We start from the raw sequence: 24,646 nt of genomic DNA, 5'->3' as shown, positions 1-24,646 counted from the left end.
GGTCGATTCACTCCGATTCGACCGCAGCGCCTTTTTTGCGACGTGACTGATACCTACATTTCTGGAAAGCTGTTGAACGTGTTAGCAATTCTCTGCCCTGGACAGGGCTCCCAAAAACCTGGTTTTCTGACCCCGTGGCTCGATGTCGATGGAGTGCCTGAGCGGTTAAAGGCCCTCGGCACCGCCGCCGACCTCGACCTCATTCATTACGGCACCGAAGCCGACGAAGAAACCATCAAAGATACCGCTATCGCACAGCCCCTCATCGTTGCGGCGGGCATCGTCGTGGGCGAACTCTTGACGGAGCGCGTCCGTGAAGAGCGCGTGCTGTGGGCCGGCCACTCCGTCGGTGAGATCACCGCCGCAGCACTGTCCGGTGTCATGACGCCTGAAGATGCCATGCGCTTCATCAAAGTCCGCGCCTCGGGAATGGCCCGTGCCTCCGCAGCGGAACCCACCGGAATGTCCGCCGTATTGGGCGGCTCCGAGGAAGACGTGCGGCAAGCCATCGAGCAGGCCGGGCTGACCGCGGCCAATTCCAATGGTGGCGGTCAGATTGTGGCCGCTGGATCGATCGAAAATCTGGAGGCATTCGCCGCCAATCCGCCCGCGAAGACGCGAGTTATCCCGTTGAAAGTCGCTGGGGCATTCCATACGTCGTACATGCGCCCCGCAGTAGCCGACCTTCAAGAACTCGCCCACGACCTCTCGACAGACGAACCCGTGACCACCCTTTTGTCGAATAAAGATGGCAAGCCGGTCACGTCAGGCGCGGCCGCTACACAGAGCCTGGTTGACCAGGTGACCCGCCCGGTCCGGTGGGATCTTTGCATGCAGACCATGCAGGAATCCGGAGTGGATCGGTTGATTGAGCTGACCCCCGCCGGCACATTGGTCGGCCTCGCAAAGCGCGGCATGAAGGGCGTTCCCGGAACGGCGCTCAACACTCCCGATCAGCTGGACGAGCTGTTCGAAAAGTAGCTCGAACCTACTGGAAAGAGAGCATCGTGGTTACCCTCAAGACGACCCCTGTTCAGAAATACACCAGAATCCTCGGCGTCGGCGAGGCGCGACCCGACGTCGTCGTCACGAATGACGACGTCTGCCAGTGGATTGATTCCTCGGACGAATGGATTCGCACGCGCACCGGCATCTCCACACGGCGCCGGGCCGGTGCGGACACCTCCGTTTTCGACCTGGCCCTGGAGGCCGCTCAGGATGCGATGTCTCGTGCGGGAGTCTCTGGGGAACAGATCGACACCGTGTTGGTTTCGACGGTCTCCCACCCCTACGCGACGCCCTCACTCGCCACGAAATTGGCTGACGCCATCGGTGCCACTCCGGCCCCGGCCTACGACATTTCGGCCGCTTGCGCCGGCTACTGCTACGGGATCGCTCAGGCAGATGCTCTGGTCAAAGCCGGAACGGCGGGCATGGTATTGGTCGTTGGAGCCGAGAAGCTTTCGGACTTCATCGACAACTCCGAGCGAAGCATCTCATTCCTCTTGGGCGACGGCGCAGGTGCGGCCGTGGTGGGTCCGTCGGATCACCCCGGCATTTCACCCACGGTGTGGGGTTCGGATGGTTCAAAATGGGAAACCATTAATATGAGCCATTCAATGCTCGAGGTGAGGAACAGGGATTGGGCACACGAGCCCGTCACTGCCGAGGATAAGATCTGGCCGACCCTGTACCAGGACGGTCCCTCCGTTTTCCGTTGGGCGGTGTGGGAAATGGCCAAAGTCGCCCAAGAGGCCTTGGAATCTGCCGGTATTTCTTCCGAGGACTTAGGTGCATTTATCCCTCATCAGGCGAATATGCGGATCATCGATCAAATGGTCAAGACCCTCAAAATTCCGGAGCATGTTGCCGTCGCACGAGATATTGCCGAGATGGGCAACACCTCCGCGGCGTCCATCCCCCTGGCCACGTGCCGCCTCTTGAAGGAGCAACCCGAATTGTCAGGCAAGCCCGCCCTGCAGATCGGTTTTGGCGCGGGGTTGGTTTTCGCCGCTCAGGTCATCATCCTGCCCTGACTGATCACATCACTATCCCCTGCAGCGAAATTGCAGCGTGTGGAATGGCCGAGCTACCGGCGCGTTCGGCCTCGAAACGATAAAGTAGGGGTTAGTTCATGCCCGTTGGCACGGGATGCTTCGGTTTTACATGACCGCATGACAACGCATGCATCGTTGACTCGATGTGTGTTCACACAAAAAAGGAGAACATCATGGCTGATAAAAACGAGATCCTCTCCGGCCTCGCCGAAATCGTCAACGAGGAGACCGGCGTGGAAACCGCCGACGTTCAGCTCGAGAAGTCCTTCACCGAGGACCTCGACATCGACTCGATCTCGATGATGACCATCGTCGTCAACGCCGAGGAAAAGTTCGGCGTGACCATCCCGGACGAAGAGGTCAAGAACCTCACCACCGTGGGTGAAGCGGTCGATTTCATCGCTAACGCTTCCGAGTAGTCGTTGTGTGGGCGCGGTACTAAGGTGCCGCGCCCTGGCTTCTCCCCAACTGTTCCCTTTCGCCCACCTATAGGATGTCCGACGCGGACTGAGCCCATCGACGTGGGCGGAATCAAGAAAGACGTGAGATGAGTCAGAAAGTTGTAGTCACCGGATTGGGCGCATTCAGCCCCATCGGCGGCACCGTATCCGAGACGTGGGACAATGCACTCCAAGGCGTTTCCGGCGTCACGACCCTTACGGACGATTGGGTCGCCGAGTACGACCTCCCCGTATACATTGCCGGACGTGCAGGACAGTCCGTCGAAGATTCCGAATTCATCTCCAAGGTCGAGACCAAGCGGCTCGACCCCTCGGGGCAATTCGCCGTGATCGCCGCTCGCGAGGCATGGAAGGATGCCGGATTCACCGCCGACGACGCCGACGCCGCGGAGGAACTTGATCCCGATCGCCTCGCCGTTTCTTTTGGCACCGGCATTGGCGGCGTCTGGACGTTGCTCAATAGCTGGGACACCCTTCGTGAACGGGGCCCCCGCCGCATTCTGCCGATGACCGTTCCCATGTTGATGCCGAATGGCTCCGCGGCCGCGATCTCTCTGAACCATAAGGCACGTGCGACCGCCCAGACCGTGGTTTCGGCCTGCGCCTCGAGCACCGAATCGTTGCACGCCGGATTGGACTTGATCCGCAGCGGTAAAGCTGACGTCGTCATCGCCGGAGGTACCGAATCGGCGATTCACCCGATGACCCTCGCTTCGTTTGCCAAAATGCAAGCCTTGTCTAAGCGCAACGACGACCCCGAAGCGGCGTCACGCCCCTACGATGTCGACCGTGACGGCTTCGTCATGGGTGAGGGCGCTGCGGCACTGATCCTCGAGTCTGAGGAGCATGCTAAGGCGCGCGGCGCGCGGGTCTACGCGGAACTCGCCGGATCTGGGGTGTCTTCCGACGCCCATCACATCACCGCCAATGATCCGGAGGGCATCGGCGCCGCCCGAAGCATCCGCGAAGCGTTGACCGCCGGTGACATCGCGGTCGAGGACGTGGTGCACGTCAATGCACACGCGACGTCGACCCCCGTCGGTGATCCGGCCGAGGCTATCGCGCTTCGGGTGGCCTTTGGCGATCACACGGATAATATTGCTGTTTCGGCGACGAAATCGATGACGGGCCACCTTCTCGGTGCCGCCGGTGCATTGGAAGCCGTGATGACCGTTCTATCCGTGTACGACCGCAAGGCTCCGGCCACGATCAACCTCGAGAATAAGGACTCGGAGATCGACTTGGACGTCGTCACGGAGGCTCGCGAGTTGCCCTCGGGCGACATCGTGGCTTTGTCCAATTCCTTCGGTTTCGGCGGACATAACGCCGTCGTGGCTTTCCGGAGCGTCAACTAGGTCTTGAGCTCCCAGCGAGGTCGCCCGGAAGGGGACCACGCAAAAGGGCCCCATCAGTCATGGAACTGATGGGGCCCTTTTGCTATCTGGATTCGATGCTAGCCAACGCGGTGCAGGTATCGCACATTGCTTGGCTCGATGGCACGCTCACGAAGCGGCTCAAGTTCGGTGTCCCAGGCTTCGCCCAACGCGAGAGCAAATTGGCGGAGTAGAACCTCGGGGTTTCCTTGAGAAAACTCATAGGCGTACCGCACACGGTCCTCCGTAATGACCGTATTGCCCAGGGAGTCGGTCATTCCGTAGAAGATACCCAGTTGAGGGGTGTAAGCCCATCGCCCCGCATCTGAGCCGCTGCTCGCTTCTTCGGTCACTTCGAAACGCAAGGACTTGAGTCGTTGCAAAGCGGAGGCGATCAGGGCGCCTGTGCCTTGAGGGCCTTCCCACTCCATGGTGGTTCGAAGTTGTCCCGGCAGGGCCTCCTGCGGGTACCACTCAAGATCCGCTGACCGGCCGGCCACGGATTCCAGCGCCCAGCGGATGTGTGGGCACAATGCACTCGGGGTTGCGTGTACGTGCAAAACCCCTCGGGTTGACGTCGTATTCACCTTAGGCTCCCATGTCATCGACAGATACGTCTTCCCCTACGACCTGACGACGGTGAACCAAGAACGGGTCAACGATTAGTATTGTGCCCGATATTTTGCGCGAGGCATAGACCCGGAGAGCCGTGGATCATCGGTGGGCTTTCTGTGAATTCCCTGGATCCCCTTACGCTCGCGGGTGCGCCTGACGGTACGTCTTTTGAAGCCGGTCCACGGAAACGTGCGTGTAAATCTGCGTTGTGGCCAGGGTTGAATGCCCAAGCATTTCTTGGACTGCACGGATATCAGCGCCGCCATCGACCATGTGAGTGGCCGCTGTATGGCGGAAAATGTGGGCCCCGGTGGCGCCTGCGCTGGTGGCTCGGCTCAGCAGCGCGTTGAGATCATCCCGAATTTGTCGTGCTCCAGCGCGCTTGCCGCGGACGCCGATGAAGAGGGCATTCTCGGCGGAATGGACCCATTGGATGCGCCCGCGGCGTATCCAATGGTCGATCGCCGACATTGCCGGGATTCCTACGGGGATAGTCCGTTGTTTATTGCCTTTACCTGTAACGGTGATAGTCCTGCGTTCGGTGTTGATGTCACCCAGATTGAGTCCACAGAGTTCTGCAATGCGCACCCCGGAGCCGTACAGCAGCTCGACGACGGCACGGTTTCTCAAGGCTCGTACGTCCTCGGGGTTCTCGAGGATGTCGCTCTCGACGAGTTCGAGAAGCTGTGTGATGTCCTGAGTGCTCAGCACTTTGGGAAGGGTACGATGCCCTTTCGGAGATTGGATTCTGAGGGCGGGGTTCGTGTCGATTTTTCCCCTGCCGTGAGCCCAGGCGTAGAACGTGCGGGCACTGGACGCCTTTCGTGACAAGGTCGTTCTGGCTTCGCGACGTTCAAATCCCCAACCGAGCCATTCGCGGAGGTGCTCGAGTTCGAGCTCCCAAGGCGAGGTCAGGCCTACCTTTTGGGCGAAGCGGAAGAGCTCCAGCAAGTCTGATGTGTAGGCCCGAAGGGTTTCCGGGGAACGCGCCTTCTCATAGCGAAGGTATTCTTCGAACTCGCCGAGGGCTTGGGTGAACGTTTCTCCCAGTTCATGGTTGTCTTGTGAATTTGCGGTGCTCACGGCGTCGTCTCCATCGTGGGAGTTCTCAGATCGGACGCCCACCTTGTGATGAGCGTGAGAACAGCGCCCAGGCGGAATCGACTCGGCACGCGCACGCTCAATCCGGCGGCGACCAGTGGTGCTGCCGTGACGTCCCCGACGGCAAAAAGTGCCGTTTTTCCTGTCCGGGTTGCCCTCTGGATCTGGGCTCGGTCTGTCTCGCTCATCAACGCTAACCATTCTTCACTGCCGCTGGCCGAGGTGAAGAGAACCCCAATGGCACCGCCGTGTGCGGCCGCCCGGATGCTGTTCAGCAACGGCTCGGAGTCAGAGGGCGGGTCAGACCTGTAGGTCACAATGGGTTCGCTCTTGCCACCCCGTGATTCGATGAGCTCGTCGAGGCCATCAGAACCTGTTCCATGGTGCTGGACGACGACGGTCCGGCCTTCCAAAGACAATGTCGAAAGGTACCGCCCAACGTCCGCAGCCGTCTCTTCGTGAGACACCCACTCGACGGGAATCTTTTCGCCCCGCAAGGCGCCGAGGGCCTTGGCCCCGCGGGCCACAATTCTCGCCCCTCTCAGCGTTTCGCGGAGCTCCGTTCCACAACCCTCCGCATCCGCCGCCGAGAGCCATCCACGAAGCCCTCTGCCGGTGGTGACGACTACGAAGTCCGGTGAACTCTCGATGATGTGGCGAGTCGTGGCCATGAGCCGAGGATCGTCTTCAACCGGGGTCGTGAGCAACGCAGGACAATGCTCCACGCGCACTCCTTTGCGCTGGAGGGCGCCCTCGATCTCGGTTGCTTTACGTTGGGCAGTCACGAAGACGCAGGGCTCATTCGTCACGTCCGACATCGCGGCACCTCCTCATACGTTGTGAGGGTCCTTATCGAGACCCTCGGATTTCCCTACTGTACCCGGGGGCTTCTCCCCTGGTGGATTGGTTGCGTTACGCGTCATGCGCGGCCACCTGTCGACATCTTCCACAAACCGTCACGGCATTCGGCCAAGTCACGCTGCTCCAGTTGAGCTAGTGTGGCGAGGACGTCGCGGATGGGTAACCCGGCGGAGCTACAAAGCCTCTCAGGCGGTACGGGATGACGAGCTGGCAGTGCTTCTCTCACCAACACCTGCATCTGGGTCAGGGCCAATTCGGTCTCCACATTGTCTCGAGGCGGCGCCTTCGTTGTATGTCTGGAGCCCTTTCCTCGGTGTTCACCACTGGGTAGCAGGTTCAGCAGGTCATCACTGGAAGTCACGAGTTCTACCGGTGCTTCGGAAACCAATCGATGGCATCCCGCCGACTGCGCGCTGAACACCGGACCCGGAACCACACCGACCGTGCGGCCCATCTCCAAGGCATGACGGGCGGTGTTGAGGGCACCCGATCGAAGCCTTGCCTCGACCACGAGAGTCACCGCCGACAGGGCCGCGATCAGTCGATTGCGTTGCAGGAATCGGTGACGCATGGGACTCGAACCTGGATTCAGCTCTGTCAGAATCAACCCTGACCTCTCGATGTCCCGCAGGAGTTCTTCGTGAGCCCGTGGATAGGTTCGGTCGATTCCACACGCGAGGAACGCGACCGTTGAAGGCGCCCCCGTCCCCGTGGCTAGTGCTGTTCGGTGCGCGACGGCGTCGATACCGAAAGCGGCACCAGACAATATGCCGTAGCCTTCCGCGGCCACCGCGCTCACCAAATGACCCGTGACTTCGTGACCGTAATTGGTGGAATCTCGGCATCCAACGACGGCGAGTTGCGTGTCCACCGGCGTGGAGAGGCCGGCCCTGTCTCCCCGCCCCCAGAGACCGATCGGTGCCCTCTCCCCTATATGCGCCAAAGCTTCGGGCCAATCCTCGTCCTCCGGTACGGCGAGCCAGGATCCTCTATCGCTCAAAGTTCGTTCCATGGACAAGGGGCTTCGTAGGGGTTGTCGTTGACGCCATCGGTGCAGAGTCTTCCGTAAAGACTCCTCGTCCATTCGTTCGGAAAGTTCAGGACGCTCTTCCCTCACGACATCCAGTTCACCGGAAGATGGAGCTCGGCCCGCCACGATCTCGTAAGCTTTCACGGGGCCGAGCACATGGATTAGCGCCATGCCCAAGTGATCTTGGGGTTCGAGGAAGTGCATTAGCTGGATTCGGGCGCTTCGAACGTCTTCAGCGGCCATCCGTGTCGATTCCCGCGTCATGCAGAACACCCCACTCCGGTCCGCAGGCCAATGGCCGCGTCGATATGCTCTTGTCGTGGCGACTCGGCGTCGTCGAGATCGGCCAACGTCCAGGCGACCCGTTCAATACGGTGACACCCACGCAGTGAAATCTGACCACGTTCCTGCAGTCTGCGCAGCCCGCCGAGGACGCTCGCCGGTAACCGAAGTTCATTCCGCAGTTGGCTTCCCCGAACTTCGGCGTTACACGATAGGCCCCACCGGGCGAGTCGTTCCCGTGCCCGAGCACGCGCATGAGCAACCCTGCCTGCAACAATGTCCGAAGTTTCCGGGACCTGCCCCTGCGAGATCTCGGCCCACGAAAGCTTCGGCACCCGCAACTGAAGATCGATGCGATCCATCAGTGGCCCCGACAGGCGACCTAAATATGAACGCTTTTCCCGAGGTGCGCACGAACAGACTTCTCCGACGCTCAGAGAGCGACCACAAGGGCACGGATTAGCGGCCAACACGAGCTGAAATCGAGCGGGATACTTCGCGCTCCCTTGAGCCCGATTCAGAGTGATCCACCCGGACTCGAGGGGCTGACGCAGAGCATCGAGTACCCCTCGGCGAAACTCGGGCGCCTCGTCGAGGAAGAGGACGCCATGGTGAGCACGAGAAATCGCGCCCGGCCGAGGTAATCCACTCCCGCCGCCCACGATCGCCGACGCCGAAGACGTATGGTGTGGTGCCTCCCATGGAGGCTCGGTCATCAGTTGATTCAATCGGACGTCCGGAACACCCACCGAATGAATCGACGTCACCTCCTGAGAAGCCGATTCGTCCAAGGCCGGCAAGATGCTCGGCAGTCGTTCCGCCAACATCGTTTTTCCCGAGCCCGGAGGTCCGAACATCGCGAGGTGATGACCCCCGGCGGCTGCAATCTCCAAGGCCCAACGGCCCTGTTCTTGACCCAGCACATCACACAAATCGGGGCGTGCCCTGGCCTTTTGTACCGCCGGCTCCAGGACGCGCCGATGAGCCGGCCACCGAAGACGCGCATCCTCCGCACCACACCAACGCAATACATCCGCCAAGGCATCGAACCCATGGACCTCGGCCCCATGCACCAACTCCGCTTCGGCACGGTTTTCACGGGCCACCACCACGACTCGATGCCCAGCCGCCACCGCTGCGCTGACCGCCGGATACACGCCCTGAACCGGACGCAACGACCCATCCAACCCCGTCTCGGCGAGAAAGACGCACCGATCCGTCGGACGCGCTTGACCGGCCGCCTGAATCGCCGCCACCACGATCGCCAGGTCAAAAGCAGTACCCGCTTTCGGGAGACCTGCGGGTGAAAGGTTGACCGTCAGTTTTCGCGGCACGAGGGGTACACCTGAATTCTTCGCGGCCGAGCGGATACGTTCCCTCGACTCTTTCAACGACGAATCCGGCAAACCCAGCAATACGAAAGCCGGCAGAGTCTGCCCGATATCCGCTTCAACCTCGACCACGTGACCCGACAACCCCAACAACGCCACCGTGAACGTCCTGGCATACCCCATCAGAGCACCCCCACCAGGTGCTCCACCGAGAACCTCCGCTGATCACCAACGATCGCGATCACATCGACACGCACGCGCTCCCGGTCGGTCCCCGTTGCCGCGCACCACGCACCCGCCAAGCGACCCAGCCGCGCGGCCTTTGACACATCCACAGCCTCAAAAGGATGCCCAAATCGCAGACTCGAGCGCGTCTTGACCTCACACACCACAAACTGCTCACCCTGAACGGCGATGATGTCGATCTCGCCACGCACGGTCGAGCACCCGGGACGCGGTCTCCAGTTGCGTTCCAGGACCTCCCAACCCAACGAACACAACAAGGACGAGGCGATCTCCTCGCCCCACAAGCCAAGACTGATCCGAGAATTGCTACAACGATTCATGCCCCACAAGATGCACCATTCCGACTCGGTGCACGGTGACGCACGGGCAATTTGGGCATTATTTGTGGATAAGCACCGTAACTCCCCCAAACGAGGTCATCAGTGGACGGCGCCTAAGTTCCGGGTCGCAACTCCCGGGTCCGTAACGCCGCCCGGATCTGTGCTTCCGAAGCCCCCAAGGACCACGACAACCGATGCTCCGCGCAAGGCCCGCACCGAAGAATTCCGTCCCGATGCGACGACGAACCGTACCCCTTATTCCGATCCCACGCATACATCGGATGGTCCTCCGACAACTCGACCATGACGTCGTCGCGCTCTACCTTCGCGACCACACTGGCCGCGGAAATGGACGCACACCGAAAATCGCCTTTGACCTGCATCGTCACCGGCAAATCCCACACGTCGTTCTCAGAGCGGTGGCGAGCCAACGGATCTGGTTCCAGCGCGGACAATAGGTCCCTAGCACGTGTCAGCCAGTCGTCACGGCCATCCAACAAGACCGCGGATGCCAATATCGTGCTTCGCCCAACTCGCGAACACAGTTGATCCATGGCTCTCATCCCGGCCAAGCGCAACGCTTGCGTGATCCCCAACTCGTCAATCTCCTGGGGCGTCGAGCTACCGGTAGCGGCCACCACCCAGTCGAGGATCTTGGGGACCATATTCCGACGTCGGGCCGGACTCAGAGCTTTACTGTCCGTCAGACCTTCCACGGCCAAGGCAAGTCCCGGAGGTACCCACGTCGCGCCGACGGTTACCGGTCCCGCCAATGCTCCCCGGCCAACCTCATCCATGCCAACGACTCCGGCATAGCCGTGTTCGAGCAACTCTTGCTCCACGGCAAGGTCCGGCCCCCGGTCCAAGGTAGGCTCTTGCGAACCCGAGGGCATTACTTATCGCTGTTCGTTGCTTTGGGACCGGGAATGTCGCTGAAGACGTTGTCGGCGGAATCTAGCCACGTCCAACGGCTAATGGGCCACGCGGTAACGAACGCGCGTCCTTCAATATCGTCGCGCTTGACGAATTCCGTACCTTGCTGAATGTGATACCGCGAGTCAGCCGAGGCGTTACGGTGGTCACCCATCACGAAGTATTCGCCCTCCGGGACGGTGACATCGAAAGGAAAATCTGAGGGCTTGGCGCCGGGATAGAGGTACGAGGATTCATCAATAGCCTTGCCATTGACCTGAACCTTGCCGTCGGCGGAGCAGCACGTCACGTGGTCGCCGCCCTTACCAATCACGCGCTTGATGAGGTAATTCTGCGAGGAATCCGGCAGGACGCCCACAAACGAGAGAGCATCACGAATCGGGTTAGACGACGTATTCGACTGATTCTCAGGAATCCAGTGCTGGCTATCCTTGAACACCACAATGTCGCCACGATCCGGGTCGGAAAGGTAGTTACCGGCGACATTCACGAAAATTCGATCGTTGAGTTCCAGCGTGTTCTCCATGGAACCGGACGGAATATAAAATCCGCGGATCAGGAACGTCTTGACGATGAAAGCAATGATGAGGGCGTAGAAGATGACCAGCAGGATCTCTTTAATCTTCGGCCAGAGTCCCTCTGGCTCCTGCTTCTTGTCACGTCGAGCTGCTCGACGGGCAGTGCGAGATTCTTCGACCGTCGATCCACCCAAGGAGTCGTCGGCGGAGGCGTTCTGATCAGATGCCATGGGGTGTCCTTTTCTCACAAGCTCAGGTCTCAGCCAAGTCTACTGGCGTCGGCGTCCGTCATCGGCGAATTCGGGTCACGGAATCGAGCGGCCACAACACGGCGACGGGGCGACCCACGATCTTATCGGTACGAATCAGGCCCCCACCGGGTGCGCCGAGCAGCGACCTGGAGTCCCGCGATTCGGAACGGTGATCGCCCATGACCCACATGCGGCCTTCGGGAACGACGACGTCGAATGGTGTCGTCGACGGTGCGTCGCCCGGCATGATGTACGGCTCGTCGAGAGGTTTTCCGTTGACGGTGACCTTCCCATCGGCGGCGCAGCAGTGCACGTGATCCCCGGCGACGCCGATCACGCGTTTCACGTAAATATCGTCACGCTGAGTCATTCCGACCCACGCGCCAACTTCCGAGGCCAAGCGAGTCAACGCGTTCGCCCCAGAATCGTAGGGAGCCAACGACCCCGAACCATCGAAGACCACAATGTCCCCGCGCTGAGGCTCGCCGGCGTCCAAGCGCCACACGGCAACTCGATTGCCGCCCTTCAAGGTCGGTTCCATCGACCCCGAAGGGATGTAAAACACATCCAGGACAAATCCACGGATGCACACTATGACGACGACGGCAATCGACAACGCCACCACGACCAAGCGCCGGTTCCCCGAGAGGAACCGGCGCTTGGCGGCGTGGGCCGAGGTATCGGCCAAAGTCATGATGACGAAAGACCTTACTTGGTCTCGCGCTTCTCACGGATACGAGCTGCCTTACCGTGGCGGTCACGCATGTAGTACAGCTTGGCGCGACGAACGTCACCGCGCGTCAAAACCTCGATCTTGTCGAAAATCGGGGAGTGCAGGGGGAACGTACGCTCCACACCGACGCCGAAGGAAACCTTGCGGACGGTGAAGGTCTCGCGCACGCCGGCACCCTGACGGCCGACGACGTAGCCACGGAAAACCTGAACACGGGAGCGATTGCCCTCAGTAATGTTCACGTGAACATCGAGGGTGTCGCCCGGGCCGAATTCCGGGATATCCGTGCGGAGGTTTTTCTGGTCAATGAAATCCAGAGTCTGCATGAGATTATTCTCCTCAGCCAATGCCGCAGGCCACCAACTGATTGATACGACGGAGGCTTCCTCGCCCTAAGCGAGAATGCTTCCGAAGAAATGTTTCACCTCATCACGATTGGTGCTGAGGTGCCGTCTTCCGTATGGTCGCTCTTCCCCCTGCGGCAGGGGCGTGCCCGGAGACGGCGCGATCCCCTATTCTGCCACACCGCACTGATCAGTTCCACGGAGGAACGCGGGGTAAATGAACTACTCGGTGTTGTCCTCATCACTGTGTGCGGTCACGTCACGCAGCACCGCCTGGTCCTTCCGGTCCAACGAGGACTCTGGCAGCCCCTCGATGAGATCTGGACGACGTCGTGCGGTCCGTTCTAATTGCCAATCACGACGAGCCCGCGCGATGACGGCGTGATGACCCGATAGGAGGACCTCCGGAACGGGCCGGTCCCGCCATACAGATGGCTTGGTGTAGACGGGGTATTCCAGCAATCCGTCGGAATGGGACTCTTCAACCAAAGACTCGGGATTACCAATCACGCCGGGCAGGAGGCGAGCGGTGGCCTCGATCATCGCCATCACCGCGACCTCTCCCCCGTTCAACACGTAGTCCCCCAGGCTGACCGGCAGCACTCGAAAGCGATCCGCGGCCCACTCGAGAACCCGCTCGTCGATGCCTTCGTACCGGCCACAAGCGAAAACGATGTGCCGTTCCGTAGCAAATTCTTCAGCCGTGCGTTGCGTAAAGACGTGTCCGGCCGGGGACGGAACGACCAAGAGAGGGCTATCGTTGACGTCCAAAATGCTGAACATTTCGGCGTCGTCGCCGTCGGGAAGCAGGGATTCCAGCGCCTGCGCCCAAGGTTCGGCCTTCATGACCATGCCCGCTCCGCCACCGTACGGGGTGTCGTCAACGGTTCGATGACGATCAGTCGTGAAATCGCGAAGATCGCTGATCGTTAGGTCCAGCAAGCCTGCGCGGCGGGCCTTGCCAATCAGGGAGAGCTCGAGCGGCTGGAGGTATTCGGGAAAAATGGAGATGACGTCGTAGCGAGGAGTCATTGCGCCGCCTCGTCATCCTCGTCGTCCGAATTTACGGTGAGGAGCCCGGGCGGCGGACACAACACGACAAAGCCCTGCTCCAGGTCGACGTCCGGGACAATCTCTTCCACAAACGGGATCAGCGCTTCGGTGCCATCGTGAAGGGTGACGGTGAGGAGGTCCTGGGTGGGCATGGTCTGGAGACCTGCGACGGTTCCCACCGGCTCCGTCAGTTCCGTTTCATCAGGCGAGGAGACAACGTAGACGTCCAGCCCTTCGAGTTCGTGCTCGTAGTAACCCTCAGTCGAATCTTCCTCGGTGTCGGTATCCAGCACCAAACGGTGCTCCCGAAGAGCTTCCGCGTCATTGCGGGTGCGCACTTCCCGGAAGCCCAGCACCATGATGGACTTATTCCACCGTGCGCTCGAAATGGTCACGGTACCGTGAGGCGCCAAGGGATGCGGCGGCTCCAAGACGAATTCTGCGCCCTTGGCCATGCGGGCCTCCGGGCTATCCGTGTACAGCTGAACCGTGACCTCCCCCTTGATCCCGTGGGGTTTGCCGATACGCGCAACCTGCACCTTCACAGCGGTGGTCTCCTTCACTTCGGTGGCCAGATCGCCACGGTGTACTCCACGGAAATATAACAGGCCCGCGTCCACCACAAAGGTGAACGCGGGCCCATCGTCACGGCATAATGCCGTTCATGTTATGAGTGACGCCTGTCGGTATCGACGACGTCCACCCGAACCTGTTCTCCGTCGGCCAGAGCATTAATCACGGTACGCACCGACTTTGCGGTACGACCGCCCCGGCCGATGACGCGACCTAGATCCTCAGGATGGGTGCGGACCTCAAGGGTCTGCCCTCTCCTGCCGGATCGGGAACGAACATCGACATCTTCGGGGTGATCAACAATCCCCTGGACGAGGTGCTTCAAGGCTTCGGACAACATGATTATTCGGCAGACTCTTCGGCGGCCTCGGCCTTGTCCTCAGACTCCTGAGCCTCTTCAGCCTTGGCGTCACCCTTCTTGGTGATCGCCTCGGTGATGATCACGGAGTCCTTTTCCGGGACCTGGAACTCAGGCTTGCTCTCAACCGGCTTAACGGTCGATTCAGCAGCGCCCTCGCCCTTGAACTTGGCCCAGTCGCCGGTCAGCTTCAACAACGCGAGCACCTGTTCGGTCGGCTGAGCGCCGACGGACAGCCAGTACTGCGCACGCTCGGAATCGATCTGAACCAACGAGGGGTTTTCGGTCGGCTGGTAGATGCCGATCTCCTCGATGGCACGACCATCTCGCTTGGTACGGGAATCGGCCACGACCACGCGGTAACGCGGATCGCGGATTTTGCCCAAACGCTTCAAACGAATCTTAACAGCCACTTGTGTGGACTCTCCTGTATCTATACAAGGTCGGATCCAGACGCACACCCGTGGGGCGGGGTTGTCGTGCAAGATCCTGCGAACCTAATGTCACACGGTGAGAGGGGCCGCGCGCATTGAGTACCCGTCAAGTATGCCAGACGTGTCCAGGCATGACCAGCACGTCAACCTTCCCGGCGTGGTCGTCTGCATCACGTGGGAGGCCTACTCCAGATCGGCTAGTCCGGTACGCAGGGCAAAGATCACGGCCTGCACCCGGTCTCGACTTCCGGTTTTGGCGAATACCCGAGATACGTGGGTTTTGACGGTAGCCAAACCGAGGAAGAGTTCGGCAGCAATTTCGGTATTAGACTTACCCTGAGCCATCAGCACCAGCACTTCTTTCTCCCGCTCCGACAACTCGTCCAAAGCCCGCGCCTGGTCGGGAGAAATTTCCTCGTCACGCGCAGTTCCACGGTTTCCTGGACCCGCGCTGTGTGCCCCGTCCCCGGAGCGGAACGAATCCGGCTCCACGAAACGTCGGATCAACGGAAGCGTGACTTCCGGGCTCAAGAGTGCATGTCCGTCGGCCACTGCCTCAATCGCGGCCACGAGGTCTTCCGCGCTGGCCGTTTTCAGCAAGAATCCGCTTGCTCCGGCTTGGAGGGCACCAAAGAGGTAATCCGACCGATCAAAGGTCGTCAACATGATGACCTGCCCGAGGCCCTCGGCGACGACGGCGCGAGTCGCCTCGAGACCACTCATTCCCGGCATCTGAATGTCCATGAGCACGATGTCGGCGGGATCGGCCCGCAGCTGTTCCAAGGCCGACATTCCGTTGGCGGCCGAACCCACGACCTCGATCCCCGGTTCGACCGATAGGACCAACGAAAATCCCGACCTGACCAGTTCTTGGTCGTCGACGAGAAATACCCGCAACGGCTGTTTCATTCGGAGTCCTCTCCACTGCTCCATGAAACGGGCCAGGGAATAGTCCATGAGATAGTCCACCCAGCCGTTTCACTCGACGGTCCATACTGGATGTGGCCTCCCCACCGTGTGACCCGTTCTTCAATGCCCCGAATCCCTGCGCCACTACTGGAAACCAGGCGTTCTGAGGTTGCGGCTCGCGCCGGTCCGGCGTCGAGAATCTGCACTTCGAGTTCCTGCGTGGTGCGGCGGGACTTCACGGCCAGTTTGGCCTCCCGAGAGATGGAATGCTTCAGCACGTTGTTCAGGGCCTCCTGAATCATCAGATAGAGGCCTCTCCTCACTTCTGCGGACGGATGTTCGGCCAATTCATCGAAGACCAATCCGTTGTCACCGCTAATCCACAATCGCGTCGTGAGGCCCAGCTCTTCAAAATGTTCGAGCAAGGCCGGAAGATCTCGGAAAGCTTCCGGACCTACTTCGTTCTCCTCGTCTTCGGCACGAAGCACCCGCAGGACGGTCTGGAGTTCGCCGATGCCTTTCTTAGTGCTGGATTCGATGGCCTGTAAGGATTCCTTCACGAGGCTCGTCTGCTCCTCGTTTAATATCACTCGATCCCCCACGACCGAGCGTTCCACGATTCTCCTGACGCCTCCGGCTTGGAGGCCCACCCCGGTAAAATGATGGCCCACGGAATCGTGAAGGTCACGGGCCAACCTCAATCGATCTTCGACAATCGCCTGTCGCGTTAGCATCCGTGTTTGGCTTTCGATGGTGCGCGTCTGTTCGGCCAGGCGGGAGCGTCTCAGTGCGCCCTTCCAGGAACTTCTACCGAAAAGGGCTGCGCCACACAGATATGCGACGTTCACGAGCGCCGAGAACATGGCGTAGGCGATCACCGGATCGAGCGGCCCTTGCGTGTCGTCAAGTTTGATTCGCAGGCCGGTTTCATACGTGGATTGGAGCATCCAGGGCACCGCAATCAGGGCTAGGAAGCCGACCACCACCAAACCGACGACGATCCACGTACGGCGACGATGCGGCGCCCAGGCCACCGCCGTGTAGATGGCGGAAAAGTAGCACGCCTGAAATATCCATGATGTCGCCACGGCGGGCGAGAGGGTAGACAGCCCCAGAAAGAGAACGGTGGCCACCATCAATGTGACCAGCGGAAATCTTCGTCGGAAGAGAAGGCCGAGAGGCATGAGAACCGCCGCACCGTAATCGACCGGCGAATAGGTGCTCTCGCCTAGCGGACCGCCAAACGACTGCATGAGGCCCGTCAGCAGGAAACTCAAGACGGCCAAAACCACTGCCAGCAGAACGTCGGCCCGTTGCGATCTCTTTCCCGGGCGTGGGCGTATCCATTCGGGGGCTTCTGGATCGTTGAGCCACCCGTTGAGGGCCGCGAGTTTCGGGTGGTGAGCCACGCCTATCGCTTACGACGTAGCAGCCACGCACCAATACCGACGCCGGTTGCGGCGGCTAAGGCCCATCCGCTTCGGCGCGCCGTGGCCCCGAGCTCCTGGGCCGCGTGGAGGGCCGCGCGGCCGTCGTCGAGGTTCAGGGCACGGCCGTGCGCTTCCACCCGTTCGTAATCTGGCTGATCGGCCATGGCCTTACGACCGTCGATGATCTTTGCGGGCATATCGGTGAGCCCCAAGAGTTGGAGGACGGACTCGGGAGCAAAACGTCCGTGATCGTCCGCTGCGTATCGCGAAAGGCGGCGTGCACCGACGTCATCCAGCCCGAAGGCTTCCGTCAGGTTCTTCACCGCTTGAGTCCGAGCGGCGTCGCGGACCTCACGCTCCTCCTGGCCGGCGATTTCGGATTGCAGTGCACCGGCCGGGGAATTTGTGGGATAGGTGAACACCGCGCCTCGGACAGGACCCCACGCCAAGGTCACAGGGTCCCCGACGGTGGGGCAGAATGTCGCGGCACGATGCTCACCGTCGGTGTCGAGTACGACGGCTCGGTGCGGAAGTTCGTCGACGATCGATAGGAGATCCTCGTAACGTTCCGAGGTCACGATCACCCAGCGGTCGCCCGCGCTGGCACGCTCAATCCATCCCTCGGGCTTCGACTGAACGATGGCACGCTGCACCTGCCGGTGGCTTGCTTCGAACATGGCGACGGCGCTTGGCGCACCCGTTATGCCGTCGCCCGTTTGCCATGAGGCGTATTCCAGACCTGGGAAGGCCAGAATGGTTTCCATGAACTCACCGAGTTCGCCGCCCAGGCTAAGCTCGCCGTTTTCGTCTGCCCTGGCCACGTGGGTGATCTCGTCGCGGATATGTACCGGCACCATCAGCCGTAAGTTGTGATCGCCGACCGTATAGAGGGCTGGCACCGACTGTTCACGAATCACCGCAAGTATGCGCTCACGCTCGGCGTCAACACCGCTGCCCGTCACGACGACGCCACCCTCAGACGTCTCCCGAAGCTGGCGGTGAAGATCCAAACGAACGGGGACCCACTGCCAGGAGATGCCTCCGGGTTCAGGCGTTGGGTGGGTGGGACGCTGTTCCGTCACGAAATTCCCCTTTCGCAGTGGTCGGTCTGTCTATTCCTCACGCTACTCGTGTTCTCCTCACGTGAGGTGAGGATGCGAATGATGTGGATGGTCGGTTCAGCCGTGTGAGCTGAGCTCGATGACCGCGTCCGTCCCCCGGACGTCATGTGCCTGGCGCAATCGGTCCGAGAACCCGGGGCTCAAGAATCCGTCCAATTCAGTCAACGGGACGAAGCGGTAGTCCGTCAGCTCCTCTTCCTGAAGAGTGATCGGTGCATCCGAGCGGATGGAACCGCCGTCGTACATGAAGTACGCGGAGTCGCCCCATTCGCCCATATTGAGGCCGTGAAAGACCAGAAGCATGCGTCCTCGGGGCAAGTCGAGCCCGACCTCCTCGAGGACCTCGCGGAAGCATCCTTCCTGAGGAGACTCCCCTGCCTCAACTGTGCCACCCGGCAAAGACCATCCGGACTTGTAATTGGGCTTGACGATCAGCAACCGATCGGACTCGTCCGTAATGATTGCTCCAGCGGCCATGCGTCGACGCGGCAGAGATGCGACGAAAGCCTTGAAATCCTCTGGGGAAAGGTATGTATCGACCATGACTCTAGGTCTACTTGTCCCCGAGGAATTTCTCAAAGCCCTTCGGCAAATTCATGGAATCCATATCGAAATCCTGGCTCTTTCCGAAACTCGAGCCGTTCTTCTGCGCCGGCTTACGGACCTGACCCTTGAGCTCCGCTTCGCGCTTTGCAGGATTACCCGAGCGGCCCTTCTTCGCGTTCTTGCCCTTGACGTTCTTGCGGTTCTTCTTCGCACCGCCGGCTCCACCCATGCCCGGAATTCCGCCGGGCATTCCGGGAACGCCCTGGCCAGAGGCCATACGCTTCATCATCTTTTGGGCCTGAGCGAATCGTTCCATGAGCTGGTTCACTTCTGAAACCGTCACACCGGAACCGCGAGCAATACGGGCACGTCGAGACCCATTGATAATCTTCGGCGCCACACGCTCGTGCGGCGTCATCGAGCGTACGATGGCCTCGATCCGGTCGATCTCGCGGTCGTCAAAGTTTTCGAGCTGCTGACGCATCTGAGCCGCACCCGGCATCATCATCAGCATCTTCTTCATCGATCCCATTTTGCGGATCTGTTGCATCTGGGCCAGGAAGTCCTCGAACGTGAAGTCCTCACGGTCCTGGAATTTCTTGGCCATCCGATCGGCTTCGGCCTTGTCCCAGCTCGCCTCGGCCTGCTCAATCAAGGTCAGGACGTCGCCCATGTCCAGGATGCGGCTGGCCATACGGTCCGGGTGGAACTGTTCGATGTCGGTGACGTTTTCACCGGTTGAAGCGAACATGATCGGCTTGCCCGTCACGGAAGCGACGGACAGTGCCGCACCGCCGCGGGCGTCGCCGTCGAGCTTGGAGAGCACGACGCCGGTAAAGTCGACGCCCTCGTTGAAGGCCAACGCCGTGTTGACGGCGTCTTGACCGATCATGGCGTCGATGACAAACAGGACTTCGTTCGGAACAATGGCATCGCGAATATCGCGGGCCTGCTTCATGAGTTCCTGGTCCACACCCAAACGGCCGGCGGTATCCACGATCACGACGTCGTGGAGCTTGGCGCGAGCCGTAGTCACGCCGTCGCGCGCCACCTGCACGGGATCGCCGGTGGGATCGTCGAATTCACTCGTCGTTCCGGGGTGCGGCGCGTACACCGGGACGCCAGCCCGCTCGCCGACCACCTTCAGCTGGGTGACGGCGTTGGGGCGTTGGAGGTCGGACGCGACCAGCAGCGGCTTGTGGCCCTGGCCGGCGAGCCAGCGTCCCAGCTTGCCCGCGAACGTCGTTTTACCCGAACCCTGAAGGCCGGCCAGCATGATGATCGTGGGGCCCGTCTTGGCCATGTTGATGCGTCGGGTTTCCCCACCGAGGATGCCTTGGAGCTCCTCGTTGACGATCTTTACGACCTGTTGTGCCGGGTTGAGGGCCTCGGAGACCTCGCTACCCGTGGCACGTTCCTTAATGGATGCCGTGAAGGCACGAACCACGGGGACCGCGACGTCGGCGTCCAACAGCGCGCGCCGAATCTCGCGAACGGTGGCATCAACATCAGCCTCCGAAAGTCGGCCCTTGCCGCGGAGGTTTTTGAAGGTCGAAGCTAGACGGTCGGAGAGGGAATTGAACACGTGACGTGGTCTACTTTCAGTGCAGTGGTCTCCGGGCGCGGCACTCAAACATGGCCGGTCGCCACGGGTGGTCGGTCGGCTTACAAGACTAGCACCGGCCGCCCCATAGCCTCATCATTTTTCCACGCCGCGAACGGCCGATCGCCTCACACTCGGGGATCCTCCCCACCTGCCGGAGACGCCGAAGCCATCGATTCTCCGGAGCGCTCCCCCGACGCCCCGGCCATCAGCGAGTATGCCGTTTCCGCGTGCACCATGGCGTCGATGCCCGCTTCCTCGTCACTTTCACTGATCCGGAATCCTATGGTGCGCTTGAGGACCCACGCGATGCAGAACGTTCCCAGGGCCGTGAATCCCACGGTCGCCACCGTTGCCACGACCTGAGTCACAAGCAGGCCGAGGCCTCCGCCATAGAACAATCCAGGACGTCCGGTGCTTGACGTGGCAATGAACCCCAGAGCGAGCGTTCCGATGATGCCGGCGACGAGGTGCACTCCCACGACGTCCAAGGTGTCGTCATAACCCCAGCGATATTTCAGCCCGACGGCGAGCGCACACGCCACCCCGGAGACAAAACCCAGGACGATGGCCCAGGCCGGGTCCACGTTGGCGCACGCGGGGGTGATGGCGACGAGGCCGGCGACGATGCCGGATGCCGCGCCGAGGGAGGTGGGGTGCTTGTCGCGGAGGCGTTCGGTGAGGAGCCACCCGAGCATGGCGGCCGCCGGGCACACGAGGGTGTTGACCCAGATGCGCCCGGCTTGGGCGGCGTCGGTGGCGGCTCCGGCGTTAAAGCCGAACCAGCCGAACCAGAGAATGGCGGCGCCAAGCATTACGAACGGCACATTGTGGGGCCGGTGTTCGGCCCGAGTCGTGAAGTTTCTCCGGACGCCGAGGACGAGGCAGAGCACCAGGCCCGCGACGCCAGCGTTGATGTGAACGACGAGTCCGCCGGCGAAGTCGATGGCTTCTCCGAGTCGTTGGCCGATCACTCCGTGTTCTGCGAAGAGGCCGCCGTCGGCCCACACCATGAAGGCCAGTGGGGCGTATACGAGGGTTACCCATAGCGGAACGAAAACGCACCACGATCCGAATTTCGTGCGGTCGGCGATGGAGCCGGAAATCAGCGAGACAGTAATGATGGCGAAGGTTGCGGAGAATCCGGCCGACATGAGGTCTCCGTCAGAAATTGACTGGCCGAGACCGAAGTTGCCGGTGGGGTTTCCCACGATTCCCGGGATCATGGCAGGTGCCGTGGCCATGGAACTTCCCCAGAGTGCCCAGACCACGCCAACCAATCCGATCGACACGAAGCTCATCAAGATCATGTTGAGGGCCGAGTTCACCCGGGTCATTCCTCCGTAGAAGAAGGCGAGTCCCGGCGTCATGAAGAGGACGAGCGACGCGGCGACGATCGTCCACACATCTTGGGCGGTGAGGTGGTCCATGAAGTGTCCCTTCCTGGCGGGACCTCGTCACGGTCCCTGGGTTGGCAGTCAACTCCAGTCTCGGGATGGCGTGTTTCGTCTCGACGCAGGAATGATGTCCGGGATGTTACAAATCTGCCGCGAACGTTTCGGGAATGTATACGAATTGGGCTTGGGACCGGACAACACGAAGGCCCGATGTCCTCCCGCGTGGGAAAGGCATCGGGCCTCGGTGCAATAGGTCCGTGGTTTTCGGCGACTGCCAGGCTAGTCGATGATGGCGTCCACGAAGCCTTCGGGGTCGAAGGGTGCCAGGTCGTCCGGGCCTTCGCCGAGTCCGACCAGTTTTACGGGCACTCCGAGTTCGTTCTGGATCGCCACCACGATGCCGCCCTTGGCCGTGCCATCGAGTTTGGTCAGGACGATGCCGGTGATGTCCACGACCTCGGCGAAGACCTTGGCCTGCACCATGCCGTTTTGGCCCGTAGTGGCGTCGATGACGAGGAGTACCTCAGTCACGGGCGCAACCTTTTCGAGCACACGCTTGACCTTGCCGAGCTGGTCCATCAGCCCGGCCTTGTTTTGCAGGCGTCCGGCTGTGTCGACCATGAGGGTGTCCACGCCGTCATTCTTGGCGCGTTCGGCGGATTCATACGCGACGGACGCGGGGTCGGCCCCCTCCTTGTCGGAGCGGACGGTCTCGACGCCAACGCGGTTTCCCCACGTCTGGAGTTGGTCCGCGGCCGCGGCGCGGAATGTATCGGCAGCACCGAGCAGGAGGCTCTTGTCCTCGGCGACCATCACGCGGGCGAGCTTGCCCACGGTCGTCGTCTTGCCGACGCCGTTCACGCCCACCACCAGGACCACGCCTGGATTATCGCCGGCGCCGTCGAGGGCGAGTTCGCGGTCCATGGTGGGGTCCACGAGTTTGAGGAGTTCTTCCCGCAACATGGTCTTCACCCGGGCGGGATCTTCCGTGCCTTCAACCTTGACGCGGGTCTGTAGTGCCTCGACCATCCGCTGGGACGGTTCGGAACCGAGGTCCGCCATGAGGAGCGTTTCCTCGATTTGGTCCCACACGTCTTGGTCGATCTTGTCGCTCGAGAGCAAGGCCAAGAGGCCCTTGCCCAGCATGGAGTTGGAGCGAGCGAGTCGTGCGCGGAGTCGTTGGAGGCGACCAGCCACAGGGGCGGGACGCTCGTAGGCTGGCTTGGTCGTGACCGAAGTCGAGCCCTCGGTATCGTCTTCGTCGCGAGTCTCCGGGTAGCCCTCCTTGGGGGCTTTCGGGCCTTTCAAGAAGACGAAGGCCAGACCGCCAAGCACCAGGACTCCGGCCAGGATGTACAGGATCAGGATCAGGGTGTCGTTCACGTTCCCAGCTTGCCACAAGCACACTGATGCTCAACACCACGGTGCAGGTTGTGGATCGCGGGTCCGTCCGCGGTCGAGTAGGGTGCTTCCCGTGACCCCCAAACCCCCGCACGACGCCGCAGAGTCGTCCCCTGAATCATCCCAGCCGAGCCCCGGACGAAAGGCCCCACGTCCCAAGGTTCCCACGGACCTGAAAGTGCTCGTTGTGGCGGCCTTCGTGATCGCCGCAGGCTACGGCGTCGTGGCCCCGGTATTGCCGCAATTCGCTACCTCCTTTGGCGTGGGCGCGACCGCTGCGGGAGCCGTGATGTCCGCCTTTGCGTTGATGCGGGTGGCCTGGGCCCCGGTGGCCGGACCGATCATGTCCCGAGTCGGTGAACGGCGCACGTATCTGATGGGCTTGGCCGTGGTGGCGCTATCCTCCGCGGCCACGGCCTTCGCGCCCTCATATATTTTGCTCGTCATTTTGCGGGGTCTGGGTGGCATTGGATCGGTCATGTTTACGGTCTCAGCGATGGGGCTGATCGCCCGCTTGGCCCCGCCGTCGATTCGCGCCAAAGTCTCTGGCTACTACGCGACGTCGTTCATGCTGGGAAGCATCATGGGACCGGTCATTGGTAGTCTCACGGCGGCCTGGGGGCTGCGGGCGCCTTTCGTGATCTATGCGCTCGCGTTAGTTTTTGCGATCGCCGTCGCCGCTTGGAAGCTCAGGCCGGTCGAGGCCCGTACGGATACCGGGTCTGTGCTCTTGCCGATGACCTTTTCTCAGGCATGGTCAATCGGCAGCTACAGGTCCTTGCTCTTGGCGAGCTTCGCACACGGTTGGGCCAACCTCGGGGCTCGCGTCGCGATCATTCCCCTCTTCGCCACGGCCATAGCTACCGCTAGTGGGGCGCCCGCTTCTGGGTTCGGTTCGGGGGCCAGCGTCGCGGGGATCGCCCTGGGCGTCTTCGCCGGAGGATCGGCGCTCTCCCAGATTCTCTTCGGCGGCCTATCGGACCGTTATGGACGCCGCCCCTTTTTGGTCACCGGGCTCGTTGTGGCCGCTATCCTCACAGGCGTGTTGGGTGGTGCCGGTCATGCCTGGTCCCTGTGGGCGCTCTGTCTCCTGGCGGGTCTCAGTACCGGGCTGTACACGCCCTCCATGCAGGCCACGCTCACGGACATCGTGGGATCGAAAAGGTCCGGCGGCAACGTGATGTCCGCCTATCAGGCCTGCGCCGACGTCGGGCAAATCATCGCCCCCATCGTCCTCGGTGCCGTGATCGACGGCGTCGGCTTTGCCCCGGCATTCGGTATCTCAGGCGGGCTCCTCGCGCTGGCCGGAGTCGTGCTCTTCCTGACCCCGCGGGCATCCTTCCCGCAAAAGGACTGAATGAATTA

The 24,646-nt window shown here is 61.3% G+C and carries 26 protein-coding genes; 5 read left to right on the top strand and 21 right to left on the bottom strand.

All coding sequences use genetic code 11. The features are described from left to right. Positions 1 to 78 precede the first annotated feature (78 nt). The 4 genes from B9Y51_RS08720 (at position 79) to fabF (ending at position 3,873) form a co-directional block, all read left to right on the top strand. Positions 79 to 981 carry an ACP S-malonyltransferase gene (locus tag B9Y51_RS08720; protein ID WP_085529733.1) on the top strand — a complete coding sequence of 301 codons (903 nt, stop codon included), beginning with the start codon at positions 79 to 81 and terminating at the stop codon, positions 979 to 981. A 26-nt stretch (positions 982 to 1,007) separates the two neighbouring features. Beyond that, positions 1,008 to 2,036, top strand: coding sequence for a beta-ketoacyl-ACP synthase III (locus B9Y51_RS08715; protein WP_085529431.1), 1,029 nt, complete (start codon positions 1,008 to 1,010; stop codon positions 2,034 to 2,036). 194 nt (positions 2,037 to 2,230) lie between these two features. Continuing rightward, on the top strand, positions 2,231 to 2,476 hold the full coding sequence (locus B9Y51_RS08710) for an acyl carrier protein (protein ID WP_048678126.1): 246 nt from the start codon (positions 2,231 to 2,233) through the stop codon (positions 2,474 to 2,476). A 128-nt stretch (positions 2,477 to 2,604) separates the two neighbouring features. Further along, positions 2,605 to 3,873 (top strand): beta-ketoacyl-ACP synthase II, encoded by a 1,269-nt coding sequence (gene fabF, locus B9Y51_RS08705; protein WP_085529430.1) that lies wholly within the window; start codon positions 2,605 to 2,607, stop codon positions 3,871 to 3,873. A gap of 98 nt (positions 3,874 to 3,971) precedes the next feature. Here the strand turns inward: fabF and B9Y51_RS08700 are convergent, their stop codons facing one another. From B9Y51_RS08700 to ftsY, 21 genes are all read right to left on the bottom strand, one after another. Continuing rightward, positions 3,972 to 4,478 carry a DUF3145 family protein gene (locus B9Y51_RS08700; RefSeq protein WP_048678122.1) on the bottom strand — a complete coding sequence of 169 codons (507 nt, stop codon included), beginning with the start codon at positions 4,476 to 4,478 and terminating at the stop codon, positions 3,972 to 3,974. Between the two features lie 163 nt (positions 4,479 to 4,641). Further along, positions 4,642 to 5,589, bottom strand: a complete 948-nt coding sequence (locus B9Y51_RS08695) for a tyrosine recombinase XerC (protein ID WP_126855654.1) — start codon at positions 5,587 to 5,589, stop codon at positions 4,642 to 4,644. Beyond that, the gene (locus tag B9Y51_RS08690; protein ID WP_085529429.1) at positions 5,586 to 6,425 is read right to left on the bottom strand and encodes a uroporphyrinogen-III synthase; all 840 of its coding nucleotides are present in this window, start codon (positions 6,423 to 6,425) and stop codon (positions 5,586 to 5,588) included. Before B9Y51_RS08690 ends, B9Y51_RS08695 begins: the two co-directional genes overlap by 4 nt. Positions 6,426 to 6,526: 101 nt before the next feature. Beyond that, positions 6,527 to 7,468 (bottom strand): DNA-processing protein DprA, encoded by a 942-nt coding sequence (gene dprA, locus B9Y51_RS08685; protein WP_245826121.1) that lies wholly within the window; start codon positions 7,466 to 7,468, stop codon positions 6,527 to 6,529. A 290-nt stretch (positions 7,469 to 7,758) separates the two neighbouring features. Beyond that, positions 7,759 to 9,294, bottom strand: a complete 1,536-nt coding sequence (locus B9Y51_RS08680; protein WP_085529428.1) for a YifB family Mg chelatase-like AAA ATPase — start codon at positions 9,292 to 9,294, stop codon at positions 7,759 to 7,761. Then, positions 9,294 to 9,677, bottom strand: coding sequence for a YraN family protein (locus B9Y51_RS08675; RefSeq protein WP_085529427.1), 384 nt, complete (start codon positions 9,675 to 9,677; stop codon positions 9,294 to 9,296). Before B9Y51_RS08675 ends, B9Y51_RS08680 begins: the two co-directional genes overlap by 1 nt. Before the next feature lie 113 nt (positions 9,678 to 9,790). After that, positions 9,791 to 10,570: a ribonuclease HII gene (locus B9Y51_RS08670; protein ID WP_085529426.1), complete on the bottom strand. Its 780-nt coding sequence runs from the start codon at positions 10,568 to 10,570 to the stop codon at positions 9,791 to 9,793. After that, positions 10,570 to 11,358 (bottom strand): signal peptidase I, encoded by a 789-nt coding sequence (gene lepB, locus B9Y51_RS08665; protein ID WP_053089909.1) that lies wholly within the window; start codon positions 11,356 to 11,358, stop codon positions 10,570 to 10,572. Before lepB (B9Y51_RS08665) ends, B9Y51_RS08670 begins: the two co-directional genes overlap by 1 nt. A gap of 58 nt (positions 11,359 to 11,416) precedes the next feature. After that, positions 11,417 to 12,073 carry a signal peptidase I gene (lepB, locus tag B9Y51_RS08660; RefSeq protein ID WP_085529425.1) on the bottom strand — a complete coding sequence of 219 codons (657 nt, stop codon included), beginning with the start codon at positions 12,071 to 12,073 and terminating at the stop codon, positions 11,417 to 11,419. A gap of 14 nt (positions 12,074 to 12,087) precedes the next feature. Further along, positions 12,088 to 12,438 (bottom strand): 50S ribosomal protein L19, encoded by a 351-nt coding sequence (gene rplS, locus B9Y51_RS08655; RefSeq protein WP_048678110.1) that lies wholly within the window; start codon positions 12,436 to 12,438, stop codon positions 12,088 to 12,090. Between the two features lie 240 nt (positions 12,439 to 12,678). After that, the gene (gene trmD, locus B9Y51_RS08650; RefSeq protein ID WP_085529424.1) at positions 12,679 to 13,488 is read right to left on the bottom strand and encodes a tRNA (guanosine(37)-N1)-methyltransferase TrmD; all 810 of its coding nucleotides are present in this window, start codon (positions 13,486 to 13,488) and stop codon (positions 12,679 to 12,681) included. After that, positions 13,485 to 14,054, bottom strand: coding sequence for a ribosome maturation factor RimM (gene rimM, locus B9Y51_RS08645; protein ID WP_085529731.1), 570 nt, complete (start codon positions 14,052 to 14,054; stop codon positions 13,485 to 13,487). The genes trmD and rimM overlap by 4 nt, the downstream gene beginning before the upstream one ends. A 122-nt stretch (positions 14,055 to 14,176) precedes the next feature. Continuing rightward, positions 14,177 to 14,422, bottom strand: a complete 246-nt coding sequence (locus tag B9Y51_RS08640) for an RNA-binding protein (RefSeq protein WP_048678107.1) — start codon at positions 14,420 to 14,422, stop codon at positions 14,177 to 14,179. A 2-nt stretch (positions 14,423 to 14,424) separates the two neighbouring features. Continuing rightward, the gene (gene rpsP / locus B9Y51_RS08635) at positions 14,425 to 14,853 is read right to left on the bottom strand and encodes a 30S ribosomal protein S16 (protein WP_048678106.1); all 429 of its coding nucleotides are present in this window, start codon (positions 14,851 to 14,853) and stop codon (positions 14,425 to 14,427) included. 204 nt (positions 14,854 to 15,057) lie between these two features. After that, positions 15,058 to 15,783 carry a response regulator transcription factor gene (locus tag B9Y51_RS08630; protein ID WP_085529423.1) on the bottom strand — a complete coding sequence of 242 codons (726 nt, stop codon included), beginning with the start codon at positions 15,781 to 15,783 and terminating at the stop codon, positions 15,058 to 15,060. Then, positions 15,780 to 17,192 carry a sensor histidine kinase gene (locus B9Y51_RS08625; RefSeq protein WP_085529422.1) on the bottom strand — a complete coding sequence of 471 codons (1,413 nt, stop codon included), beginning with the start codon at positions 17,190 to 17,192 and terminating at the stop codon, positions 15,780 to 15,782. The genes B9Y51_RS08630 and B9Y51_RS08625 overlap by 4 nt, the downstream gene beginning before the upstream one ends. A gap of 2 nt (positions 17,193 to 17,194) precedes the next feature. After that, the gene (locus B9Y51_RS08620) at positions 17,195 to 18,295 is read right to left on the bottom strand and encodes a hypothetical protein (RefSeq protein ID WP_085529421.1); all 1,101 of its coding nucleotides are present in this window, start codon (positions 18,293 to 18,295) and stop codon (positions 17,195 to 17,197) included. Between the two features lie 96 nt (positions 18,296 to 18,391). Next, positions 18,392 to 18,877 carry an NUDIX domain-containing protein gene (locus B9Y51_RS08615; protein ID WP_085529420.1) on the bottom strand — a complete coding sequence of 162 codons (486 nt, stop codon included), beginning with the start codon at positions 18,875 to 18,877 and terminating at the stop codon, positions 18,392 to 18,394. A 10-nt stretch (positions 18,878 to 18,887) separates the two neighbouring features. After that, the gene (gene ffh, locus B9Y51_RS08610; protein WP_048678097.1) at positions 18,888 to 20,465 is read right to left on the bottom strand and encodes a signal recognition particle protein; all 1,578 of its coding nucleotides are present in this window, start codon (positions 20,463 to 20,465) and stop codon (positions 18,888 to 18,890) included. Positions 20,466 to 20,611: 146 nt separating this feature from the next. Further along, on the bottom strand, positions 20,612 to 21,913 hold the full coding sequence (locus tag B9Y51_RS08605; RefSeq protein ID WP_085529419.1) for an ammonium transporter: 1,302 nt from the start codon (positions 21,911 to 21,913) through the stop codon (positions 20,612 to 20,614). Between the two features lie 246 nt (positions 21,914 to 22,159). Further along, positions 22,160 to 23,263, bottom strand: coding sequence for a signal recognition particle-docking protein FtsY (gene ftsY / locus B9Y51_RS08600; protein WP_048678096.1), 1,104 nt, complete (start codon positions 23,261 to 23,263; stop codon positions 22,160 to 22,162). Between the two features lie 91 nt (positions 23,264 to 23,354). On the opposite strand from ftsY, the gene B9Y51_RS08595 reads away from it, so the two are divergent. Further along, the gene (locus B9Y51_RS08595) at positions 23,355 to 24,638 is read left to right on the top strand and encodes an MFS transporter (RefSeq protein ID WP_158088281.1); all 1,284 of its coding nucleotides are present in this window, start codon (positions 23,355 to 23,357) and stop codon (positions 24,636 to 24,638) included. Positions 24,639 to 24,646 lie beyond the last annotated feature (8 nt).

It is taken from the genome of Kocuria massiliensis, assembly GCF_900169715.1.
GTDB lineage: Bacteria > Actinomycetota > Actinomycetes > Actinomycetales > Micrococcaceae > Rothia > Rothia massiliensis.
The sequence above is the reverse complement of the archived record's forward strand: the minus strand, read 5'-3'. Positions and strand labels throughout refer to the sequence as shown.